The 15,437-nt window shown below is 61.7% G+C and carries 30 protein-coding genes and 2 tRNA genes; 14 read left to right on the plus strand and 18 right to left on the minus strand.

Going from position 1 to position 15,437, the window contains the following annotated elements; genetic code table 11:
* Positions 1 to 25: 25 nt before the first annotated feature.
* Positions 26 to 220 (minus strand): hypothetical protein, encoded by a 195-nt coding sequence (locus tag IVA88_RS21705; protein ID WP_247499212.1) that lies wholly within the window; start codon positions 218 to 220, stop codon positions 26 to 28.
* Positions 221 to 529: 309 nt separating this feature from the next.
* Here IVA88_RS21705 and IVA88_RS21710 point away from each other — a divergent pair, with 309 nt between their 5' ends.
* Together IVA88_RS21710 and IVA88_RS21715 are read left to right on the plus strand one after the other, a co-directional pair.
* Positions 530 to 688 (plus strand): hypothetical protein, encoded by a 159-nt coding sequence (locus IVA88_RS21710; protein WP_247499213.1) that lies wholly within the window; start codon positions 530 to 532, stop codon positions 686 to 688.
* A gap of 823 nt (positions 689 to 1,511) precedes the next feature.
* Complete coding sequence (locus IVA88_RS21715; RefSeq protein ID WP_247499214.1) at positions 1,512 to 1,673, plus strand: RNA-binding protein; 162 nt, start codon at positions 1,512 to 1,514, stop codon at positions 1,671 to 1,673.
* Positions 1,674 to 1,687: 14 nt separating this feature from the next.
* On the opposite strand, the gene IVA88_RS21720 is transcribed toward IVA88_RS21715, so the two are convergent.
* The 4 genes from IVA88_RS21720 to IVA88_RS21735 form a co-directional block, all read right to left on the minus strand.
* A tRNA-Pro gene (locus IVA88_RS21720) sits at positions 1,688 to 1,764 on the minus strand.
* Between the two features lie 85 nt (positions 1,765 to 1,849).
* Positions 1,850 to 2,323 (minus strand): DUF192 domain-containing protein, encoded by a 474-nt coding sequence (locus IVA88_RS21725; protein WP_247499215.1) that lies wholly within the window; start codon positions 2,321 to 2,323, stop codon positions 1,850 to 1,852.
* Positions 2,324 to 2,538: 215 nt separating this feature from the next.
* Positions 2,539 to 3,171 carry a cold-shock protein gene (locus tag IVA88_RS21730; RefSeq protein WP_018457757.1) on the minus strand — a complete coding sequence of 211 codons (633 nt, stop codon included), beginning with the start codon at positions 3,169 to 3,171 and terminating at the stop codon, positions 2,539 to 2,541.
* A 198-nt stretch (positions 3,172 to 3,369) separates the two neighbouring features.
* Positions 3,370 to 4,131 (minus strand): NAD-dependent protein deacetylase, encoded by a 762-nt coding sequence (locus IVA88_RS21735; protein WP_247499216.1) that lies wholly within the window; start codon positions 4,129 to 4,131, stop codon positions 3,370 to 3,372.
* A 295-nt stretch (positions 4,132 to 4,426) separates the two neighbouring features.
* On the opposite strand from IVA88_RS21735, the gene IVA88_RS21740 reads away from it, so the two are divergent.
* On the plus strand, positions 4,427 to 4,591 hold the full coding sequence (locus IVA88_RS21740) for a hypothetical protein (protein ID WP_015686271.1): 165 nt from the start codon (positions 4,427 to 4,429) through the stop codon (positions 4,589 to 4,591).
* Between the two features lie 67 nt (positions 4,592 to 4,658).
* On the opposite strand, the gene IVA88_RS21745 is transcribed toward IVA88_RS21740, so the two are convergent.
* Entirely contained in the window at positions 4,659 to 4,952 is a 294-nt protein-coding gene (locus IVA88_RS21745; protein ID WP_247500382.1) for a hypothetical protein, read from the minus strand.
* 97 nt (positions 4,953 to 5,049) lie between these two features.
* Here IVA88_RS21745 and IVA88_RS21750 point away from each other — a divergent pair, with 97 nt between their 5' ends.
* Together IVA88_RS21750 and IVA88_RS32470 are read left to right on the plus strand one after the other, a co-directional pair.
* Complete coding sequence (locus IVA88_RS21750) at positions 5,050 to 5,466, plus strand: hypothetical protein (RefSeq protein WP_247499217.1); 417 nt, start codon at positions 5,050 to 5,052, stop codon at positions 5,464 to 5,466.
* A gap of 75 nt (positions 5,467 to 5,541) precedes the next feature.
* The gene (locus tag IVA88_RS32470; RefSeq protein WP_256466817.1) at positions 5,542 to 5,667 is read left to right on the plus strand and encodes a hypothetical protein; all 126 of its coding nucleotides are present in this window, start codon (positions 5,542 to 5,544) and stop codon (positions 5,665 to 5,667) included.
* 11 nt (positions 5,668 to 5,678) lie between these two features.
* Here the strand turns inward: IVA88_RS32470 and IVA88_RS21755 are convergent, their stop codons facing one another.
* From IVA88_RS21755 to IVA88_RS21765, 4 genes are all read right to left on the minus strand, one after another.
* On the minus strand, positions 5,679 to 5,876 hold the full coding sequence (locus IVA88_RS21755; protein WP_247499218.1) for a hypothetical protein: 198 nt from the start codon (positions 5,874 to 5,876) through the stop codon (positions 5,679 to 5,681).
* A gap of 187 nt (positions 5,877 to 6,063) precedes the next feature.
* Positions 6,064 to 6,243, minus strand: a complete 180-nt coding sequence (locus tag IVA88_RS21760; protein ID WP_247499219.1) for a hypothetical protein — start codon at positions 6,241 to 6,243, stop codon at positions 6,064 to 6,066.
* A 52-nt stretch (positions 6,244 to 6,295) separates the two neighbouring features.
* Positions 6,296 to 6,430: a hypothetical protein gene (locus IVA88_RS32475; RefSeq protein WP_256466818.1), complete on the minus strand. Its 135-nt coding sequence runs from the start codon at positions 6,428 to 6,430 to the stop codon at positions 6,296 to 6,298.
* A gap of 244 nt (positions 6,431 to 6,674) precedes the next feature.
* Positions 6,675 to 6,842 (minus strand): hypothetical protein, encoded by a 168-nt coding sequence (locus IVA88_RS21765; RefSeq protein WP_247499220.1) that lies wholly within the window; start codon positions 6,840 to 6,842, stop codon positions 6,675 to 6,677.
* A 268-nt stretch (positions 6,843 to 7,110) separates the two neighbouring features.
* Here IVA88_RS21765 and IVA88_RS21770 point away from each other — a divergent pair, with 268 nt between their 5' ends.
* Positions 7,111 to 7,338 (plus strand): hypothetical protein, encoded by a 228-nt coding sequence (locus tag IVA88_RS21770; RefSeq protein ID WP_247499221.1) that lies wholly within the window; start codon positions 7,111 to 7,113, stop codon positions 7,336 to 7,338.
* A gap of 236 nt (positions 7,339 to 7,574) precedes the next feature.
* Here IVA88_RS21770 and IVA88_RS21775 read toward each other — a convergent pair whose 3' ends face one another.
* Together IVA88_RS21775 and IVA88_RS21780 are read right to left on the minus strand one after the other, a co-directional pair.
* Positions 7,575 to 7,751, minus strand: a complete 177-nt coding sequence (locus tag IVA88_RS21775; protein ID WP_247499222.1) for a DUF2934 domain-containing protein — start codon at positions 7,749 to 7,751, stop codon at positions 7,575 to 7,577.
* 135 nt (positions 7,752 to 7,886) lie between these two features.
* Positions 7,887 to 8,183: an HU family DNA-binding protein gene (locus IVA88_RS21780; RefSeq protein WP_247499223.1), complete on the minus strand. Its 297-nt coding sequence runs from the start codon at positions 8,181 to 8,183 to the stop codon at positions 7,887 to 7,889.
* A gap of 406 nt (positions 8,184 to 8,589) precedes the next feature.
* Between IVA88_RS21780 and IVA88_RS21785 the strand changes: the two genes are divergently transcribed.
* From IVA88_RS21785 to IVA88_RS21800, 4 genes are all read left to right on the plus strand, one after another.
* Positions 8,590 to 8,775, plus strand: coding sequence for a hypothetical protein (locus IVA88_RS21785; protein ID WP_007591378.1), 186 nt, complete (start codon positions 8,590 to 8,592; stop codon positions 8,773 to 8,775).
* Positions 8,776 to 9,050: 275 nt separating this feature from the next.
* Entirely contained in the window at positions 9,051 to 9,353 is a 303-nt protein-coding gene (locus IVA88_RS21790) for a hypothetical protein (protein WP_247499224.1), read from the plus strand.
* A 95-nt stretch (positions 9,354 to 9,448) separates the two neighbouring features.
* Positions 9,449 to 9,721: a hypothetical protein gene (locus IVA88_RS21795; RefSeq protein WP_247499225.1), complete on the plus strand. Its 273-nt coding sequence runs from the start codon at positions 9,449 to 9,451 to the stop codon at positions 9,719 to 9,721.
* Positions 9,722 to 9,843: 122 nt separating this feature from the next.
* The gene (locus IVA88_RS21800; protein WP_247499226.1) at positions 9,844 to 10,020 is read left to right on the plus strand and encodes a hypothetical protein; all 177 of its coding nucleotides are present in this window, start codon (positions 9,844 to 9,846) and stop codon (positions 10,018 to 10,020) included.
* Positions 10,021 to 10,143: 123 nt separating this feature from the next.
* On the opposite strand, the gene IVA88_RS21805 is transcribed toward IVA88_RS21800, so the two are convergent.
* On the minus strand, positions 10,144 to 10,431 hold the full coding sequence (locus IVA88_RS21805) for a hypothetical protein (protein ID WP_247499227.1): 288 nt from the start codon (positions 10,429 to 10,431) through the stop codon (positions 10,144 to 10,146).
* 175 nt (positions 10,432 to 10,606) lie between these two features.
* Here IVA88_RS21805 and IVA88_RS21810 point away from each other — a divergent pair, with 175 nt between their 5' ends.
* From IVA88_RS21810 to IVA88_RS21820, 3 genes are all read left to right on the plus strand, one after another.
* A complete protein-coding gene (locus IVA88_RS21810; protein ID WP_247499228.1) occupies positions 10,607 to 10,822 on the plus strand; it encodes a hypothetical protein in 216 nt (71 codons plus the stop codon).
* 434 nt (positions 10,823 to 11,256) lie between these two features.
* On the plus strand, positions 11,257 to 11,709 hold the full coding sequence (locus tag IVA88_RS21815; protein WP_247499229.1) for a VOC family protein: 453 nt from the start codon (positions 11,257 to 11,259) through the stop codon (positions 11,707 to 11,709).
* Positions 11,710 to 11,994: 285 nt separating this feature from the next.
* A complete protein-coding gene (locus IVA88_RS21820) occupies positions 11,995 to 12,633 on the plus strand; it encodes a glutathione S-transferase (RefSeq protein WP_247499230.1) in 639 nt (212 codons plus the stop codon).
* Positions 12,634 to 12,751: 118 nt separating this feature from the next.
* Here IVA88_RS21820 and IVA88_RS21825 read toward each other — a convergent pair whose 3' ends face one another.
* Genes IVA88_RS21825 through IVA88_RS21835 form a run of 3 tightly spaced genes read right to left on the minus strand, consistent with a single transcriptional unit; the run spans position 12,752 to position 13,483 of the window.
* On the minus strand, positions 12,752 to 12,919 hold the full coding sequence (locus IVA88_RS21825) for a hypothetical protein (protein ID WP_247499231.1): 168 nt from the start codon (positions 12,917 to 12,919) through the stop codon (positions 12,752 to 12,754).
* A 6-nt stretch (positions 12,920 to 12,925) separates the two neighbouring features.
* Positions 12,926 to 13,171, minus strand: a complete 246-nt coding sequence (locus tag IVA88_RS21830) for a hypothetical protein (protein WP_247499232.1) — start codon at positions 13,169 to 13,171, stop codon at positions 12,926 to 12,928.
* Positions 13,172 to 13,228: 57 nt separating this feature from the next.
* A complete protein-coding gene (locus IVA88_RS21835) occupies positions 13,229 to 13,483 on the minus strand; it encodes a PilZ domain-containing protein (RefSeq protein WP_247499233.1) in 255 nt (84 codons plus the stop codon).
* A 223-nt stretch (positions 13,484 to 13,706) separates the two neighbouring features.
* Here IVA88_RS21835 and IVA88_RS21840 point away from each other — a divergent pair.
* Positions 13,707 to 13,781 (plus strand) — tRNA-Glu (locus IVA88_RS21840).
* Positions 13,782 to 14,078: 297 nt separating this feature from the next.
* On the opposite strand, the gene IVA88_RS21845 is transcribed toward IVA88_RS21840, so the two are convergent.
* Positions 14,079 to 14,480, minus strand: coding sequence for a hypothetical protein (locus IVA88_RS21845; RefSeq protein ID WP_247499234.1), 402 nt, complete (start codon positions 14,478 to 14,480; stop codon positions 14,079 to 14,081).
* A complete protein-coding gene (locus tag IVA88_RS21850) occupies positions 14,477 to 15,202 on the minus strand; it encodes an AraC family transcriptional regulator (RefSeq protein WP_247499235.1) in 726 nt (241 codons plus the stop codon). The genes IVA88_RS21845 and IVA88_RS21850 overlap by 4 nt, the downstream gene beginning before the upstream one ends.
* Positions 15,203 to 15,437 lie beyond the last annotated feature (235 nt).

Genomic DNA, 15,437 nt, shown 5'->3' on the forward strand with positions numbered 1-15,437 from the left:
TGCGCCGGACGGCAGCTATGCCGCTTCAGGCCGCCGCTTCGCTGTCGAACTCGGTGAATTTCTTGTAGATCCAGTCGCGGCCGTCGTGGCGGCGCCAGACCTTGCCGTAGACGAGCTGACCGTTGATCGAGCGACGCGGCACGATCACGGTCCAAAGGTGCCAGATCTCGGTCCAGCTCGCCTGCGGACCGATGGTTCGAACGTTGCGATCGAAAGACATGATGCAGAACTCACAGAATACGAGCGCTGCGACGAACTGTGATGTCCTGTGAGCACCAATTTCAGCCAGCCCATCGCGAGCCAGCTCGATCTGATAACATTCGCTATGACGGCCGCAACAACCTCTCGCCCTTAACCTAACCGATCAACCTTACTTCTTGTGAGCACGCGGCAAGACCGGTTGAAAGCCGGCGCCGATTTCCCTAGACTGTACGCAATTTGAGAATATTGCGCGGCGTTTTGAGGTCGCGCTGTGATTTCTAAAGCTGACACGAATTTTGAAAACTATTGACGGGCGGGGGCGACCACAATGAATTTGCAATGTGCGTGTCTGCGGCTGGCGCTGCGATCGACGCCGCCTGCGCCGCTCGCCAAGACGCCGGCGCAGGAACTGCCGAAGGTCGCCAACGACAACCAGGGGGTCTGGCCGTTCCTGCCGTTTCCGTTCGGCTGGTACGCGACGAACTGATGCTTGGGAAAGCGCAACGCCGCGCAAGCGGAATATCATCGCTTGGCGGCGTCCGTTTAGGTATTGGGCGCTGAAATCCCCCAACAACTATATGTCTATGCCGAGGCCTAAAGGTTCGACAAAGTTTTACGAATTCCGCGCCGCGCGCCCGACCCATTCCCTTGAAAAACCGCGCGGAAGTCGCGTTGCGCAGAGAATGAGCGCTGAGGGTTAGCAGCTCCGAGCATCGGTTCGCCCGGAGCTTCAAGGCGCAGCAAACCGCGTGCCCCCCGGCGATCGGGCTCGTTCAGACGCCGGCGCTTGCGCTGGACGCGCCCTGGGCATCGGCACTGAATGCGCCTTGTGCCTTGTAGGTCTGTCCCGCCTGATTGCCTTGGGTGCCTTGCACGCTCGCCGAGGTCTGGACCTCGGTGGTGCCGTCGGAATGGTGATCGTGGTGGTGGTGATGCCGTCGATCGTGATGGAGACCTCGCTGACATGGAGACCTCGCTCGAGGCAGATTTGAAGTAGCTTGGGGCACGGCGCCAATGGCGCGCCCTGTCCTTTCCCTTCAACGCGGCAGGCGGGCGGAGCAGGCGCCGGAGCTGTGAAAAATCCTTCGGTGCCGCGGGCATTTCAGCTCTCAGCCTCGCAACCAATCCGCGTATCGCGAGTTGCAGCTTTTTCCTACGTGTCGGGGCATCCGCGAGCAGCTGCGATCAGCCGATCGCGCGCCTGGACGGGCAGCCATCGTCTCACGTCCGTGTGAGCTGGAGCGCGGCCGGTGAATTCTTGCGAACGCGCAGAGACCAATGAAGAGCAGGCCGCAAGGCAAGGGGACGCTGTGAACCAGATTGATACGACTGAGAAACTCGTCGAGGTGCCGGAGCCCGGAAGCTCGCCGTTTGCACTCTGCGGCCTCGGCGTGGCCGGGATCGCCATGCTGGGCTGGATCTGCGCCCTCGCCTGGATCGCCTGGCGCCTCGCCGATTGGCTGTTGTTCTGAGGCCACCTCGGGACTGGTCGGGGCAGCTGGATTCGAACCAACGACCTGCAGTACCCAAAACTGCCGCGCTACCAGGCTGCGCTATACCCCGAATGTCCGGTGAGCCCCGTCGATACACGCTTCCCAAGGCGCCAGCAAGCACCCTTGCCGCCCGCAAGGCCCGCCGCCGGGTCCTGCTACTTACTGCCGAACAGCGGATGGCCGACGCGGTCGCCGGCGCGGATGCCGTATTTTTGGGCCGTCCCCGCCACCACCTCCAGAACGGCCCGCGCGGGCCCCCTGGATGAGATGATCTTTGTCGACATCGGCTCGGTGTTTTCGGCGATGCGCAGGATGCGGCCGTCGGCGCGAATGAAGATCATGTCGAGCGAGACGTAGGTGTTCTTCATCCACATCGACACCTCCTGCTCGGGATTGAAGTCGAACAGCATGCCTTTGCCGTCGGCCAGTTCCTTGCGGTACATCAGGCCGGTCTGCTTCTCCTCCTCGGTCGTCGCCATCTCGACCGAGAACACCTGCACGCCGTTTCTGGTGACGATCTCGAGCGGCTGGAAGCTGGCGGCACCGGCGACGGCAGTGCTGGCGGTGACGAGGATGGCGGCAAGCCAGCCCTTCGCAACGGCGAAGACAGCCTTTCGATCGAAATTCATGAATGGCACTCGAGGCGTGGGACCGGACCAGTCCTTACGCGGGGGTCCGCGGAAAAGCCAGAGGCGCGCCGGCCAGCCAGCGTGCCTCTGCTCACGATTGCGGGAATTGGCGAGCCATGGCGTTTCGAGCGAAGCGGAAACCGGTTCGCGTCAAGAAAACGCGTCCAAAACAAGAAGCTAGAGCCCGTTCCGATTTCAGCGGAACGAAAATGGCTCTAGTGAGACGAGACCGGCGACCCCGTCTCGGGATGAATCTCGGCCGCCATCATGCCCTTGGAGCCGGGCCCGAAGCGGACGAGGACATACTGGCCGGGCCGCAGTTCGGTCATGCCGAAGCGGCGCAGCGTCTCCATGTGCACGAAGATGTCGGGGGTGCCCTCGCCGCAGGTCAGGAATCCGAAGCCGCGCAGCCGGTTGAACCATTTGACCTGGGCCCGCTCCAGCCCGCTGGTCGCCGTCACCGTGACATGGGTGCGCGGCGGCAGCATCTGCGCCGGATGGATCGCGGTCGATTCGTCCATCGAAACCACGCGGAACGCCTGGTAGCCCTTGGCGCGCTGAATGCACTCGACGACGATACGGGCGCCCTCGTAGGCAGTCTGGAAGCCGTCGCGCCTAAGCACGGTGACGTGTAGGAGGACGTCGGGCCAGCCATTGTCCGGAACGATGAAGCCGTAGCCCTTTGATGCGTCGAACCATTTGATGACGCCATGAACCTCGACGAGGTTGGCGCTGCTCTCACCGAGTCCGGTGAAGGGGCTGAGCGCGCTGTCGCGACCTCCACCGCCGTGTTCGCCTACCGCGGGAACTCCGACCTTCTTGGACTCAAATCCGTCCGACGACCCCATAACCCCGGACCCCACACATGTCATGCAACCCGCCTGAATGGCGGCGTCGAATCACGCGTCTTTAGAGAATCTTCTCAACTCGACGCGACGCGAATCTTTCGACTCAAAAGATAACACTCCCGGTTGCGACGCATAGACAAAAAAGAGATTCGGCGGAACCTATGAACAGCTTGCACAGCCGCGAATCAAATTACCGCCTCAATTACCGACAAAGGGCCCGAAGGTTTCCGCGATGTCGTGGCGGATCACGAGGTCGGCGATGTCGTCCTGCTCGGTGGGCTCGCGATTGACGATCACCAGACGTGCACCTGATCTCTTCGCCATCATCGGAAAGCCCGCGGCCGGCCATACGACCAGCGAGGAACCGATCGCGATGAAGAGGTCGCAGGCTTGCGACAGCGCGGTCGCACGCTGCATTTCGTCCTCGGGCATCATCTGGCCGAATGAGATCGTGGCGGTCTTCACCGGCTCGTCGCACGCGGTACAGTTGGGCGCGGCGCCCTCCTCGTCGAAGCGGCGCTTGACCCAGTCGAGCGGATAGGCCTGCCCGCAACCGATGCACCGCGCGTAAGTGGTATTGCCGTGAAGCTCGATCACGTGCTCCGCGGCGAAGCCGGAGGCCTGGTGCAGATTGTCGATGTTCTGGGTGATGATCGCGGGAACCTTGCCGGCGCGGTAGAGCGAGGCGAGCGCACGATGGCCGCGGCCGGGCCTGGCCGCCGCAAAGACCTCCTCCATCGCAAAGCGCCGGCGCCAGGATTCATCGCGCGCCTCCTGACTGGCGACGAACTCGTCGAACGGGATCGGGCGGTTGCGCGTCCAAATTCCGCCGGGCGAGCGGAAGTCGGGGATGCCGCATTCGGTCGAGATGCCGGCGCCGGTGAACGGCACGATCCGTTTGGCTTCGGCGATCATGTCGCCGAGACGCTCGACGCCATTGTGAAGATCCGATGCAATCAACGCGACCTCCCGTTCTGTTTCGCCGCTTGTTTCGCCCGCTGGTTTTGGTGATTTGTTTTTGCGCTAGCCGCAACATGCGCAAGCGACAAGATTATTGACGCTGTTATCCACCGCCTCGCAAGACGTGGTGGGCAATTTCTTCCGACCTTCGCTTATCACAATCCTGCAATGCCTCCTCCCCATTGACGCCCCAATCAGAAGCGCCAATGCATGTGTTGACGCGACTCAACGTGATTGCGGCGGCAGTGCTTGAGTTCAGTAATGTACACATACTCACGTGTAGAGGGGATTTGACATGACCGAGGACGAACAACGCAAAATCCGCGAACGCGAAGAGATCGCCGCCCGTGTCGCCGCCTTCCGTGCCACGCAGGAAAAATTCAAGCGCGAGCGTGAAGAGTATTTCGTGTCGACGCTCGACAATGCGCGCAAGGTGGAGCGGCCCTCGCTCTGGCCGTAACACACCAGCTCACCCACGCATAAAAAAGCCCGGAGCGTCGCTCCGGGCTTTTTCATTTGTTCAGCCGTTACCAGTGACGGTAATGATGGTGGCGGCGGTAGTACGGTCCATCGCCATAATAGGCGTACGGGCCGGGGCCGTAAGCATAGGCCGGGCGGTCATAGTAGCCATATCCCGGGCCGTAGCCGTAGCCGTAAGGATGCGACGCCGCGACGGCGCCCGCAGTTATGGCGCCGGCGGCGAGGCCAAATGCCAGCCCCGGACCGATGCCGCGGCCGCGCGCCTCGGCGGGCGCAGGCGCCGCGACGGCGGTCACGCCGACGGCCGCGACGGTAGCCAGAACTGCCAGTGTCTTCCTGATCATGAACTCCTCCTTCGCATCTCGCGTGGACAACGCCGGCGCAGTGCGATGGTTGCGCGCACCTGGGGAACCGAGCTCAGAATAAATGCGAGCCTGCATGGAACGGGGCCGCGTTCCGCGACTTGCATCTTTGGGTGCGGAAGCCTCCGCTATCCGGTTGAGGCGACAGCACGAAGACCCCGTCAGCATCTTTCGCGATGCTGGCGGGGTTTTGAGTCTCACGGACAGCAAATGGCAGCGAACGATCATTGCTGCCAACGGGGCGGATGTTGAGGAGGAAAGATTGCCGATTTCCGCGTTGCTGGCCCGTATCCGCAGGCTCGTTCCCAAGTCCGGCGATGAGCATTACGACGAGATCGTCCGCAATTTCGGTGTCGGCACGCTTCGCCCGCCGGCGACGCCGATGAGCGACGGCGAGCTGGCGCGGGCCATTGCCGAGTTCCTTAAGGAGCAGCCGTCGAGCGAGTCGGTAACGGCCCTCGGCCGGCGGCTCGATCCTTCCACCCCGTTGTGAGGCGCGGTTGGTCTTTGTCCCGGAACATGCGCCTCGCCCGCACGTTGGCGTAGCCTTCAAGGAAAAGAGGCCGACATGCCCGTTTGGCTCGAAGTTTTGCTCAATTTGTCCGGCTATGCCGGCTTCGTGGCGCTCGCCTCACGCGGCACCGCGTGCCCAGACCATGGCGCCGACAATCAGATCTGCGGCGACGATCGTTAATTGGTGTGCGGCTAGTTGGTGTGCGGCGACTGGCCCGCCGTGCGCATCAGTCTGTCCGCCTTGACCGCGACATGCGTGTCCTCGAGCTGCGGGCGCAGCGAGACGCTGATCACCACGAAAGCCAAACAAAACAGCGTGCCGACGATGGCGACGCGCCGGTAGGTGTGGCGGTCGCCCTGATAGAAGCTCGGTTCTGAAAAAGGTGTCATGAATTCGTACTCATGAATTCGTTCTTATGAATTTGTTCTTGGCAAAGCGCTTGTTGGCAAAGTCGTATCTCGTCTTCCAGAGACCTATCCCAAGTAGCGGCAAGCGCAACGCGATTGGGCTTTTAACCTAACCGAATAGGGTTATCGGCTTCGCGGCAAGCTTCCGTTAGGCGTTCGCGAAGCGTCTTCAGAACTTGGCGAGCCGCTTCAAGCTCGCGCGAAAATCGAGGCTGCGGCGGCCTGCGATCAGCGCGGTGCCGAACACCTCGGCCGCGTCGTCGCTGAACGCCGTCCGGCTTTGTTCCAGCTTCGCCTGCGTTTCGTTCTCGAAGAACGAATCGGAATCGCAGAAATCGGCGCGACGCAAGCCTTAATAATTCGTTTGCGCGCGAACGACCGCGATCATAAACGACCGCGCCTCACATCGCCTCTTCGGATTTCGATCGCAGCGGCACCTGCGGCACCGACGGCCTGCCTTTGCGCAAGCGCGGGTGCCGGTCGTACCAGAACACTTTTGCGATCTCGACCAACATCTCGAGAAAACCAGCCCGCATCCATGTCGCGTCTCCCTCGCCTCATTCCTTAATGAGGACACGCAGAGGAGACTGTGCGAAGCATCACGCCGGCTTGGTTAGGGCGTGTGCCGCATCGACACAGAAGGCACGGCTTGTTCTGCATCCGACTCCATTTCGTTCGCAGGGAACGAATCGGAGTCGGGAAACTCAGCGCGAAACGATTCCTAATGATCAGTGAAAGCGGGCGCGATTGCCTGAAGTCATCGACGTAGCGCAACGCTCATCACGCCGCTCGCTTCACCCTGTCCTTCCCCGACGAGTTCTTCCCCGGCAAATCCCTTTCCGAAAAGCATTCAAGGATCTGGATGCGGAGTTCTTCCGCGGCCGGGCCCTCGAGCTTCCTGAGTTGATTCCAGAGTCTGATCACTTCGCGTTGTTTCTCGACAGTCATGGACACCTCCAAAAGAGATGCTTCACTAGAACAAAATGAGAACGAAAAGTCCAGCCCCTCCCGCGACATTCGCTGGCACATTGCCTTGGGCCATTCAGGCGCTGGCGCGGTTGCTTTTGGATTTTCACCTTAAGTTCGGGACCCAACTGGCGGCCAGGCACTGAAAATCCCGTCGCGGCCAGCCAAGAAGCCCCATGTGAAAGCGCGGGGTTTTCTTTTGGGGAACGCGCCACCACCCTCCCCGTTAGCCATTCGGGAGCGAGGGACCGTGACCAGGAAATACTACGCCGTCGAGGTGGTTCGTCAGATCGAGGAGACCGTGGAGATCATGGTCGAGGCGCCGGACCAGACCAGTGCACACGATGCAGCGCTTGCGCACCTGAAGGCGCGCGGCTCCGAATATCAGTGGCTCAATCCCAGATGCGATCTCGTCGTCTGGCGCGAGCGCCAGGTCGATACGCCGCCGATCATCGACGTGTCCGTGTCGCAGGAGTAGCAGCCGGAACGAAATTTCCCGGTCCGCGTTGTCCGATCGAATTCAGTGGTGCTGGCGGCTGTGCGACGCGGCCGGCCAGCTTGAAGAACCCCGGTCCCCAATGCCGGGGTTTTTCTTTGAAGCGCCTGCAGGCAGGCGCCGCCATCCGAGCGCTGGCCCAACAGCAAAGCAGCCACCCGGGCGTTACGCCGGGTGGCTGCTTTGACGATCGGCGGCGCGCTGGCCTGTGTCCACCGTTAGACCGGTAAATTGTCGGTCATCCCGGGTGGGACTTCGCCTTGCGCGGTGCGCTCGGCGAGGAGCTCTTTTTCGGCCTCATACCAGAAAGTGTCCATCGTGCCCGCGGGCTCGCCGGCCCCTTTCCAGAGGTGATAGGCCCGGTTTCGAATCTCTTCTTCGCTGAGACCAGTCATGTGATTTCTCCCTTTCGGAAGCAAAGCCTGACGACGCCCGAGGGTTCCTGACGAGAGTTCCTTATCGGTTCAGCATAAGCAAGCAGTCATTGCGGCGCTCCGCGAAACGAAGCCGCCGCAACGCAATGCCAACCCTTAGACGGAGTCCTTGGCCACCTTCAGCGGCGAGGCCTTCACCGACTTGCTCGCCGGCTTCGCCGCGAACTGCATCGGCTCCTTTGTGAAGGGATTGACGCCCATGCGGGCTTCGGTCGCCGGCTTGTTCACCACGGACATCTTCACGAAGCCGGGAATGACGAACTCGCCGGACTCGTTGAGCTCTTTGTAGCCGACCGTCGCCATGTACTCGACGACCGCCTTCACGTCGTTCTTCGACAGCTGCGTGCCCTCGGCAATTGCATCAATCAATTGGGTCTTCGTCATCTTCGCCATGTCTGAATTTCCTTCTGTGCGCGCGAGCAGGCTTTGCTCAGGACGCGGTCCGACCGCGCAACGCGCTTCTGATTCATGCCAACTTTCATGAAGTGACGGGGCTTAAAACCCATCGAGGCCTAAAACGCAAGCAGGGGTTCTGCGGGGGCCCGGACGTTCCAGGAAAGATGCCGCAGCTTGCGCCGTTTTCTGGTTGAACCATTTTCTCCCTGGGGCGCCTAACTCTTTGAAGTCCCCAAGCTTCACCCCATCCGCGAGCCCCGCTTTCCCCAGGCGGGGCTTTCGCTTTCAGGGACCCGGACAGGCCATTTCCGAGCAGGCCGGGCCCGAGGTCTGCGCCCGGGCCATGCGGGTGACCGTCACAAGGCAGGGTTCTCTTTTCCGGCCATCTCCTGCATAATGCGGCATGGCAAAAACAAAAGTGACCTTCAAAACCGTCCGCATTGCAGACAACGACTGGAAAATCCTGGCGGATTACCCGGACAGCGAACAGCGCGAAATCAAGGGCTTCACCAGCAAGGCAGATGCCGACGACTGGATCAACGGCGACCGCAAGATCGCGTGGCTCCGCTCCCAAGGATACGCTAAATAAGGATAGGCCAAATAGCGCATACGCCAGGTCGCGCGCGTGTAAGTCACGCGCCCATCCTCTGACGGCCTTTTGGGTATCAGGCGCGCTTAGTCCCTCCCCACCCCAAACGTTCTTTCCGTGCCGGCGCGTTGTCGAGCAGGCGGCAACGCGCGCTCGTCTACCGCCTCGCGGGGGCACCTCGTCGTGAAACCTGTGACTGGGCCTGCGCCGTTGAGACTTCGGTAACCTAACGCCTCCAAGCTCCTCTCAGTATCGTTGCGTTGGAGTATCCCACAGTGCTGGATTTTAACGAGCTGCGTGAACTCGCGGCCGATGTTCGTGTTTTCGTCGACATTGCCGAAGACAAGGCCGAAGCGCTTCGCGCCGTCATCACGGCCTATGACGTGGTGCTCGCGATTTTCCCGTCCGGAGAGGGCATGGGCCTCCATGTCATCAAGGGCGGCGATATCCTGGACGGAATCGCAAACTCACGAACCCATGCGATCTACAGTCACACGGCCATCGCGGTTCCCGACCTGGAGCATGCCGAAGTGCTCAAGCACCTGACGGGCCCCGCCGACCGGCGGATCGCGGCTTAATCGCAGACCAGACTTTCTAGTTCGGAACGCCTCGTCTGGGAACGGGGCTTCCGCGCTCCCGTTGGTCCACCACGCAAACCAACCAGGAGTTTGAGATGAAGAAGCTCATCATTGCGACCGCCGCCCTCGGCCTCATGTGCGGCACCGCCTTGGCCCAGAACCAGACGGGCCCGGCCGCGCAGTCGGACAACATGCAGAAGCCCGGCATGAACAACACGGACAAGGGCACGATGACCAGAGGCACGACCGGCATGAGCCATGACGGCACGAGCAAGGGTGGAATGGTGAGGCCCGACGCCTCCGGCCAGGGCGGCTCCGGCCCCGGCAGCGACCAAGGCGGCACCAAGTCCCGCAGCAATTCGAGGTAAGCTGCTCGCCAAGGTTCGCTTGCTCCGATCCGACTGTTCAAGGCAACTGCCCCGCTCGATCTTGGGGCACGGAACGGTCAGGTCGCGCGCGCATTGACCCGTCTTCAGACGAGGAGATCAACATGAGCGTAGAAGGTAAAGTGAAGGAAGGCGCCGGGTTCATCAAAGAGGAGATGAACGAACACGGCAAGTCCGCCGAGAGCCAGAAGAAGGCTCAGGAAGGTCGCGACCTGCGCAACGAAGGCCGGATCGAAGACGGCAAGCCGCCGAAGACGACAAAGCCCGGCACCGGCCACTAGATCCGTCTCGAGCGAGAGCGGATACCGGTTCGCGTGAATTTCAAAACCCGCCCCTGGCAATGTCAGGGGCGGGTTTTCAATTCACGACAGGTCGTGTGGGGTCGGCGGCGCCTGAAGGTCTCTTCAGTCACGGAACCGGTTGACCGCCCATAGCGGCATCCACGATCCCAGCACCACGATCGCAATGGCTGCGACGAGGATATATTTCAGGGCATGTTGCGACGACGCGAGCGAACCTTCGAGATGAAGGTACGGCAGCATCGCCTGCATGGCCATTCCGATCAGAGCAACCGCGACCAGGCCGCCAAAAGCAGCGGCGAGGACGTTGATGATCCCTCCAAGGGCGCCGCGCTTGTTCGACCACGCCTCGTAAATCGCGACAGCCAGCACCACGAGCACGAAGATCAGCATGAAGCTCATCGAGCCGCCGACGCTCGACGTCGGCCCAAAGATTTCCACCACCAGAATCTCGGCTTAGTCCCGGCATCCTCAGCAGGAGTTCATCTGCCAACGCCTTGATCAGCCCTGCTGCTTCTCATTGCTCCTGAATCCCCGTCCCCGCGAGAACAAAAGGATTCTGTTTGCTATGACTTTGTCGTTGCAAGAAAATGCAGCCGGCTTCACTGCACCAGCACTACCCAGCTTGCGTGCCCATCTTTTCGGAAGCGAATTTGGCAATACCAAGCCCGAGCGTCAGAAGCCCGACAAGCCAACGATCACGGCAGCAACGACGTTTGCTTTGCGGGATTGGTTTTACTCTTCTAAAGTCGTAACTCTTAAAGTCATAACTCTCACTTTTTGAAGTAAGCTAACACGCCGAAGATGCTGCCAATAAGAGCAAGCGCGAGCGTGACCCGGTTTGGTCATAAGCTCGGTATAGCGCGTGCTGCGCTTTCAGGTATTTCCTGAGCGCCCAACGATATTTCAGCTCGTCGAACATTTCCCGCCCCTAAAGAACATCTCCGGCGTTCCTACTACCACCAATTGAGCCCACCTTCACCCGCTTCACCATTTCGTCCTCCATCAACTTACCCTTTTTGTGATGTGGCTCCGTTTGCTTGAGCGTATCACGCAAGCTTGTCGACCGCCCTGGTGCAGGCTGGGTGGTTTGCTTCACCAGCCGTTTTCCCCCTCACGCGCACGTGCACGCTCCCCCTGCCCCTTTTCACATTTTGCTGCTATTCATCGCCCCCGCCGAAAACCAAAACCCTCCATCCGTTCCAGGGAGCAACAACCATGCGATACCTCCACACCATGCTGCGCGTGCGCAATCTCGATGTCGCGCTGAAGTTTTACCAGGATGCGCTGGGACTGAAGGAGGTGCGGCGGATCGAGAACGACAAGGGACGTTTTACGCTGGTGTTCCTGTGCTCTTCGGACGATCTCGAGGCGCTGAAGAAGCAGCCGCAAACGCGCGGCGCGCCGCTGGTCGAGCTCACCTGGAATTGGGACGAGGAGAAGTATGGCGAGGACCGCTTCTTCGGCCATCTCGCCTATGAGGTCGACGACATCTACGCCACTTGCGAGAAGCTGCAGAAGGCCGGCGTCACCATCAACCGGCCGCCGCGCGATGGCAACATGGCGTTCGTCCGCTCGCCGGACCTGCACTCGATCGAGCTCCTGCAGAAGGGCGAGCCGAAGCCGCCGCGGGAGCCCTGGTCGTCGATGCCCAACACCGGCCATTGGTAGGCTCGCAGCTGGAACAAGCCCGCGTCGCCGGCGTTCTCTTCCTGACAAATGCAATTGGAGGAGGACGCGATGGGACGCGGTATTTTGTTGTGGATGCTGGGTGTGCCGATCCCAGTGATCATTCTGTTGTGGCTGTTCTTCGGCCGCTGATACAGTGCAACTTGCTTACGGAAAGCTCCGCCTCGGCGGAGCTTTTTGCATGAGAGGATCGGCGCAATCGCGCGTCGCTCGCCGCCGCGAATTCCGCTATCACCCGCGCCGAAACAAACGCTGCGGGAGGATGATGTGCCGGAGCAAAAACTGACGATCTGGGGCCGCGCCAATTCGGTCAACGTGCAAAAAGTGCTGTGGTGCCTCACCGAGCTCGGCCTGGCTTACGAGCGCATCGACGCCGGCATGGCGTTCGGCAAGACCCGCGAGGCCGACTATCTCGCGATGAATCCCAATGCGCGGATCCCGACGCTGGTCGAGGGCGACTTCGTGCTGTGGGAGTCCAACTCCATCATGCGCTATCTCAGCCTCGCGCACGGCCGCGGCACGCCGATCTATCCCGAGGCGCCGAAGCTGCGCACCAGCGTCGACCGCTGGCTCGACTGGACACTGTCGACGGTGCAGCCGGTCGACCGCCCGGTGTTCTGGGGCATCGTGCGCACGGCGCCGGCCGAGCGCGACATGATCCAGGTGCAGCGGGATGCCGATACCGCCGCCGAGGTCTGGGCCATCGCCGACCGCCTGCTCTCATCGCGCCCGTTCATGGACGGCGATGCGTTCACGCTCGCCGACATCGCCATCGGCGCCTATGCGCGGCGCTGGCTCGGCGTCGAAGGCGTCGCCCGGCCCGCGCAGCCGCATCTGACGCGCTGGCTCGCCGACCTCGGCAAACGGCCCGGATTCGCAAAATATGTGGCACCGCCGATGTCGTGAGCGGTGATGCGGCGCAAGTTGCTTTCGGGGCACGCTGAATCGGCATTTTGGCGCGGGCCGCCGGGACATGACGGCTACTGTGCATGGGGTTGTTTTCGCGTTTTTTGTTTGGGTGCCCTTAAGGCCAGCCACGCTCGAACAGCAGCACACACACGATCAGCACGAGCGTGACGGCCGCGGTGGCGAGCCGCGCGGTCCAGCTCAGGCCGCGGCCGACCCACCACAGCAGCGCGCAATACATCACGAACGGGACGATGATCTCGGGGCGCACGATATCTGTCGGCATGGGGCCTCAGCGCCTGACCGTGGTCTCGACGCTGATCGAGCCGCCGATCTTGACGCAGGTGCCGGTGCTCTCGACCATATGGAAGCCGCGGCCGTAGGCGGCGCAGGAGCCCGCCTTCGCCGTCCCGCCGGCGCCCTTCAGCGGCAAGGTCTTGCCGGCCTGTGGGCGCTCCGGAGGCGGCAGACGCAGAGCCTCCGCCGCGGCCGCGGACATGGTCAGCAACGAGATCAGGATGAGGAGCGGCGCACGCATGCGGCCGTTGTAGCGCGGACAAGCGCCATGCGCCATTGGGAGTCGCTTCGCCCTGGGTCAGATGAACTTGATGCCGGCCGACTTGCCGCGGCGCCAGACCACTTGGCAGCTCCGCCCGGTCCGCGCATCACGCGCGAACGCCATCCGGATCACGCCCGGGAGCTGGCTCGCATCGTCGTCCAGCGTGATCTTCGCCCCAGAGTTCGAGATGTCCTGGACCAGGCAATGCCGTGCCGCGAACCCGCCGTCGAGCGTGATCCAGGCGTGCTGCGACAGCGACTTGCGGGCCGCGCGCTTCTTGGGCTGTGGCATTGGCTCAAATTCTCCCAGTCCAGCGCTAGCTAGGGAACCCTAAGAAATCGTTGAATTCGCCCCCGAATGACCCGGGGGCGACACTGCCCACCGGCCTAAAAGAGCGTTCCCGAACGGCTTGCCGAGGGCGCCAAAGGCCATTATAGGTTCGCCCGCTGCAGCCGCCGGGCACGAGTCGGGCGGCCAGCGGCCGTGCCGCGAAAAGCGGCGGGGCCTTAGGTTTGCTCCCTTCGTCTATCGGTTAGGACGCCACCCTTTCACGGTGGAGAGAGCGGTTCGATTCCGCTAGGGAGCGCCAAAACCACCCCAATTCCGCACGAAATCAGTCACTTAACTGATTTTCTTGACACTCTCTGGCCATTCGTGCCGACGCCACGTCTTACAAAGACGTCCAGCACCGGGTCGGGGGAGATGAGCGAGCCGTGCGTGCGGCTTATGCAACGTTGACTTGTAGTGCGGCGCCACACCCGTCGTCCCATGTCGCCGCAACCGCAAGAGCACCATCCGTCGCGACAAACAGCGCTACCGCGGCCGCCGCGTCATCGGGAACGCCTTCTGTCGCCAGAATAGTCGGCTATCGTTCGTACACTGAAGCTCAAGGACTTAAGTTCATCACGATCGAAGCGCGTCGCAACGATGCCCGGCGAGAAGAACCCGTCGTTCGAGCATTGGGAATCTCCACACGTCTTGATGCTTGGAAGTTATGTCGGCGTTCCTCCTGATCGCGGCGCTGGCACAAGGGCTGGCTCCGTCTTTGCGCATCCCGCTCTGCCCCAGAGGCCCAGCCGCCTACCGCGAGCCACATCACAACGCCCCGACAGAAGTTGAAGGCGAGACGTCCATGAAGAAAGCTGCTCCCCGGCTCTGACGCAGCCAGGCGATACGAATTGCCGAGAGCGCGGACGATCTCGATCATCGCCATGAGGTCATGGTGCGTCAGCATCAAATGAGTGCTCGCGAGCGGCAGCAGAAGGGCTTGAATGCCAATGTTGTTCATGACGGGCCTGCTCCTGCGCGCGGCAGCGGCATGAATTGCGCGAGATAGGCGCTCCTCCATTGATACGGCGTATCGCCGACAAAGCGCTTGAACACCGTGGTGAAATGCGCCTGGGTCTGGAAGCCTACGGTCAAGGCGATATCGACCAGAGTGATTTCGGCCTGCTTGAGCAGCTCCTGAGCGCGCTCAATGCGCCGCCGCAGCAGATATTCGTGAGGCCGCACGCCGGTGGCTGCGCGGAACTGCGCGGCGAAGTGCATCCTGCTCAGACCGGCCACGGCGGCCATGTCCTGAAGCGTGATCTTGCTGGTCAGATTCTTGTCGACATATTGCAGGACGCGCTTGAGACGCCAATTCTGCAATGACCGTACGGTCCGGGTTCCGTCCTGCTCGTGAACGGTGTCAGCCGGATCGAGCTCAGCTAGTCCGCCTGTCGCCTGCCGGCTGAACGTCCGGGTGAGGATCGCAAGCCGTAGCGCGTCGGCCATGATGGCGGAATGGGTATCGTGCGTGGCCTCGGTTGCCGCGAGCGCATCCGCGAGCCGTTGCATGACCGGATCGGTGAATTCTCCCGCTGCAAATGCCGTCTCGCTCTCGGCAGGCGCCCCCGCCAGGAGTTTTCCGGAGAGCCTGAAGCGAGGCTCGCGAGCGGCTGTGCGCTCGACATCAGCCGCATACGTCTCGACCGCCAGGGCCACGTCCAGATGGACCAAAGACAGCATAGTTTCGCCTTGGTCGAACCGGTCAGGAAGTTTCGACAGCCCGAGCCGATCGCGATCGGCCGCCGAGATATCGATTGCGCGAACGTCATGATCCAAAACCGTCTGTGAGCGTGACACCTGCAGCGACATCGTCGACTCTCCTTCTTCCGTTTTCGATCCGGCCAGGCCTGACCGGCTTGTCCGAATGTCATGAGAGCAGAGTAGTTCGGCGGTCCTCGCGATCCATTCTACGCGC

This window comes from Bradyrhizobium sp. 149 (assembly GCF_023073915.1).
In the GTDB taxonomy this organism is placed as follows: domain Bacteria; phylum Pseudomonadota; class Alphaproteobacteria; order Rhizobiales; family Xanthobacteraceae; genus Bradyrhizobium.

Bases quoted from the DNA above. Each gene is read 5' to 3' on its own strand.
- IVA88_RS21705 (WP_247499212.1), bottom strand. From the start codon at position 220: ATGTCTTTCGATCGCAACGTTCGAACCATCGGTCCGCAGGCGAGCTGG.
- IVA88_RS21710 (WP_247499213.1), top strand. From the start codon at position 530: ATGAATTTGCAATGTGCGTGTCTGCGGCTGGCGCTGCGATCGACGCCG.
- IVA88_RS21725 (WP_247499215.1), bottom strand. From the start codon at position 2,323: ATGAATTTCGATCGAAAGGCTGTCTTCGCCGTTGCGAAGGGCTGGCTT.
- IVA88_RS21730 (WP_018457757.1), bottom strand. From the start codon at position 3,171: ATGGGGTCGTCGGACGGATTTGAGTCCAAGAAGGTCGGAGTTCCCGCG.
- IVA88_RS21740 (WP_015686271.1), top strand. From the start codon at position 4,427: ATGACCGAGGACGAACAACGCAAAATCCGCGAACGCGAAGAGATCGCC.
- IVA88_RS21750 (WP_247499217.1), top strand. From the start codon at position 5,050: ATGGAACGGGGCCGCGTTCCGCGACTTGCATCTTTGGGTGCGGAAGCC.
- IVA88_RS32470 (WP_256466817.1), top strand. From the start codon at position 5,542: ATGCCCGTTTGGCTCGAAGTTTTGCTCAATTTGTCCGGCTATGCCGGC.
- IVA88_RS21755 (WP_247499218.1), bottom strand. From the start codon at position 5,876: ATGACACCTTTTTCAGAACCGAGCTTCTATCAGGGCGACCGCCACACC.
- IVA88_RS32475 (WP_256466818.1), bottom strand. From the start codon at position 6,430: ATGCGGGCTGGTTTTCTCGAGATGTTGGTCGAGATCGCAAAAGTGTTC.
- IVA88_RS21765 (WP_247499220.1), bottom strand. From the start codon at position 6,842: ATGACTGTCGAGAAACAACGCGAAGTGATCAGACTCTGGAATCAACTC.
- IVA88_RS21775 (WP_247499222.1), bottom strand. From the start codon at position 7,751: ATGACTGGTCTCAGCGAAGAAGAGATTCGAAACCGGGCCTATCACCTC.
- IVA88_RS21780 (WP_247499223.1), bottom strand. From the start codon at position 8,183: ATGGCGAAGATGACGAAGACCCAATTGATTGATGCAATTGCCGAGGGC.
- IVA88_RS21785 (WP_007591378.1), top strand. From the start codon at position 8,590: ATGGCAAAAACAAAAGTGACCTTCAAAACCGTCCGCATTGCAGACAAC.
- IVA88_RS21795 (WP_247499225.1), top strand. From the start codon at position 9,449: ATGAAGAAGCTCATCATTGCGACCGCCGCCCTCGGCCTCATGTGCGGC.
- IVA88_RS21800 (WP_247499226.1), top strand. From the start codon at position 9,844: ATGAGCGTAGAAGGTAAAGTGAAGGAAGGCGCCGGGTTCATCAAAGAG.
- IVA88_RS21805 (WP_247499227.1), bottom strand. From the start codon at position 10,431: ATGCTGATCTTCGTGCTCGTGGTGCTGGCTGTCGCGATTTACGAGGCG.
- IVA88_RS21810 (WP_247499228.1), top strand. From the start codon at position 10,607: ATGACTTTGTCGTTGCAAGAAAATGCAGCCGGCTTCACTGCACCAGCA.
- IVA88_RS21815 (WP_247499229.1), top strand. From the start codon at position 11,257: ATGCGATACCTCCACACCATGCTGCGCGTGCGCAATCTCGATGTCGCG.
- IVA88_RS21825 (WP_247499231.1), bottom strand. From the start codon at position 12,919: ATGCCGACAGATATCGTGCGCCCCGAGATCATCGTCCCGTTCGTGATG.
- IVA88_RS21830 (WP_247499232.1), bottom strand. From the start codon at position 13,171: ATGCGTGCGCCGCTCCTCATCCTGATCTCGTTGCTGACCATGTCCGCG.
- IVA88_RS21835 (WP_247499233.1), bottom strand. From the start codon at position 13,483: ATGCCACAGCCCAAGAAGCGCGCGGCCCGCAAGTCGCTGTCGCAGCAC.
- IVA88_RS21845 (WP_247499234.1), bottom strand. From the start codon at position 14,480: ATGAACAACATTGGCATTCAAGCCCTTCTGCTGCCGCTCGCGAGCACT.
- IVA88_RS21850 (WP_247499235.1), bottom strand. From the start codon at position 15,202: ATGCTGTCTTTGGTCCATCTGGACGTGGCCCTGGCGGTCGAGACGTAT.